3 protein-coding genes are annotated in these 2,001 nt (G+C 67.0%); 1 reads left to right on the forward strand and 2 read right to left on the reverse strand.

The genetic code is table 11. The features are described 5' to 3' along the window. Both AC16JP_RS03065 and AC16JP_RS03070 read right to left on the reverse strand, forming a co-directional pair. A partial coding sequence (locus tag AC16JP_RS03065) for an NUDIX-like domain-containing protein (RefSeq protein ID WP_484339131.1) occupies positions 1 to 442 on the reverse strand: 442 nt, incomplete at its 3' end. Beyond that, a complete protein-coding gene (locus AC16JP_RS03070) occupies positions 439 to 1,518 on the reverse strand; it encodes an A/G-specific adenine glycosylase (protein ID WP_484339132.1) in 1,080 nt (359 codons plus the stop codon). The genes AC16JP_RS03065 and AC16JP_RS03070, both read right to left, overlap by 4 nt. 28 nt (positions 1,519 to 1,546) lie before the next feature. On the opposite strand from AC16JP_RS03070, the gene AC16JP_RS03075 reads away from it, so the two are divergent. Next, positions 1,547 to 2,001 (forward strand): DUF721 domain-containing protein (locus AC16JP_RS03075; RefSeq protein WP_484339133.1); only part of this gene is annotated, 455 nt, incomplete at its 3' end.

The raw sequence follows: 2,001 nt of genomic DNA on the forward strand, positions 1-2,001 counted from the left end.
ACAGGCGACTGTAGCCAGCCTTTTCGATCCGGGTCGGCGCGCCACAGGCGGCACAAAACCCATGCCGGCGATGCCAGTCGAGGATCGAGCGCGCCTGCGCCACGATCGAAGCCCGGCCGTCGCCCAATGTTGCTCCCGCCATGCGCGCGTCGGTAGCACGTGCGGGAATGTCGTCGTCGGCGCGGCCGTCGACGGCAAAGCGCGGGTCGCCGTCTGCCGTCAGCCCCAGAAAGATCGTCGTTCCGGTCGGGATCTCGCTGCGCCGCGCCCAGAACAGATCCTGCCCGTCTTCCGTCAGCAGCGGTTTCAGATTTTCCAGAATCAGGAACCGGGTGGCGGGGTTCATCCGCGCCGCCTGAACCGCTGCGGCATCGCGACGCATGTGATCCGCCCGGTCGAGCGGCGAGCCGGTGAACCCCATCGGTCTGTTGGCGCTGGTCATGTGGATGTCGTCTCCTGTCGGTTCGTCTGGTCTGCCGCGACCATCTCTGCGGCGCGCAGATAGAGGCTTGCAAGCCCTGCGGTGCCGATCGCCGAACGATCGGTCCAGATCAGGGGCGCCCCCGCAAGGTCGGGGCACCTGCGCTGGATTCGGATGGAGGCGACCGCCAGATTCAGCGTGAAGTGGCTAAAGACGTGGCGCACCGGGGTCGGCAGTATCTGCCAGTCGCCATCGAAGGGAAGGGCGTGCGGTTCGTCGGCGGACCAGGGTGTGCCCGGCAAACCCAGCGTGCCGCCAAGCAGACCGCGCGCTGGCCGGCGAACCAGTGCAACGGCATCTCCATCGGTGATCCACCAGGCAAGGCCTTGCTTCACAACATGGATTTTTGGCTGCGGTTTCGGCGGAAAGCGATCGGCTTCACCGGCGATGCGGGCGGCGCAATCCTTTGCCAGCGGGCATTCGCTGCAACGCGGGTTTCGCGGAAGGCAGACGGTCGCGCCAAGCTCCATCAGCGCTTGCGCGAAATCGCCCGGCCGGCCCACCGGCACATATGGTTGCAGAAAGCGCGCCAGCCGGGTGGGTGCCAGCGATTCCGGCGTATCCAGCATTATCAGGCGCGCCATCACGCGCACGACATTCGCATCTACCGCTGCAACAGGTTCGCCGAATGCGATCGCGGCAATGGCGGCTGCCGTATATGGCCCGACACCGGGAAGTGTGCGCCAGGCAGCGGCGTTTGCAGGGAATTCGCCATTTGCCGCGATGGCGCGCGCCGCCGCCAGCAGGTTGCGGGCGCGGGCATAATAGCCAAGCCCTGCCCATTCGCGCATCACGTCCTCGTCGGGGGCGGCGGCCAGTGCGTCGATGGTGGGCCAAAGCGTGACGAAGCGGCCCCAATAGCGCGCAGCCACCTGCACGCGGGTCTGTTGCGCCATCACCTCGGACAGCCAGACCGGATAGGGATCGGGCAGCCGTCCGGCGCCGGGCGGCAGCCGCCAGGGCAGGGCGCGCGCGTTCAGATCATACCAGCCGAGCAGCGTTTGCGGCAGTGACTGGGGAAAGCGGTCGACGGACATGCGGTCCCTCTGGCACATGGAGATGGATATGGCGAAGTCTCCGCGAAAACCTGATGGGCCAGCGCCCCGGCGCAACGGCGTGCGCGAGGTGGGGGCGCTGCTGCCGGACGTCGGCGGAATGGCGTTTCGCCGCTTCGGCTTTTCGCAGGGTGTGCTGATCTCGCGCTGGGGCGAAGTCGCCGGGCCGGTCTATGCCCGACATTCGGTTCCGCAGACGCTGAAATTCCCACGCGGAGAAACTTCCGGCGGCACGCTGACAGTTCTGGTGGAAGGCGCCTTTGCGCTTCAGTTACAGCATGTTGCACCACAACTGGTGGAGCGGGTGAACGCAATCCTCGGGCATAACGCGGTCAGCCGGTTGAAACTTGTGCAGGGTGAAGTGCCGCGCCCGCCAGCACAACGCGCGCCACCGGCCCCCGTCGATGCACAGGCAGCCGGGGCTGCGGGGCAGACGCCATCACTGGCCGGCATCGCGGACGAAGG

The organism is Sandaracinobacteroides sp., from assembly GCF_057137845.1.

Bases quoted from the DNA above. Each gene is read 5' to 3' on its own strand.
- AC16JP_RS03070 (WP_484339132.1), bottom strand. From the start codon at position 1,518: ATGTCCGTCGACCGCTTTCCCCAGTCACTGCCGCAAACGCTGCTCGGC.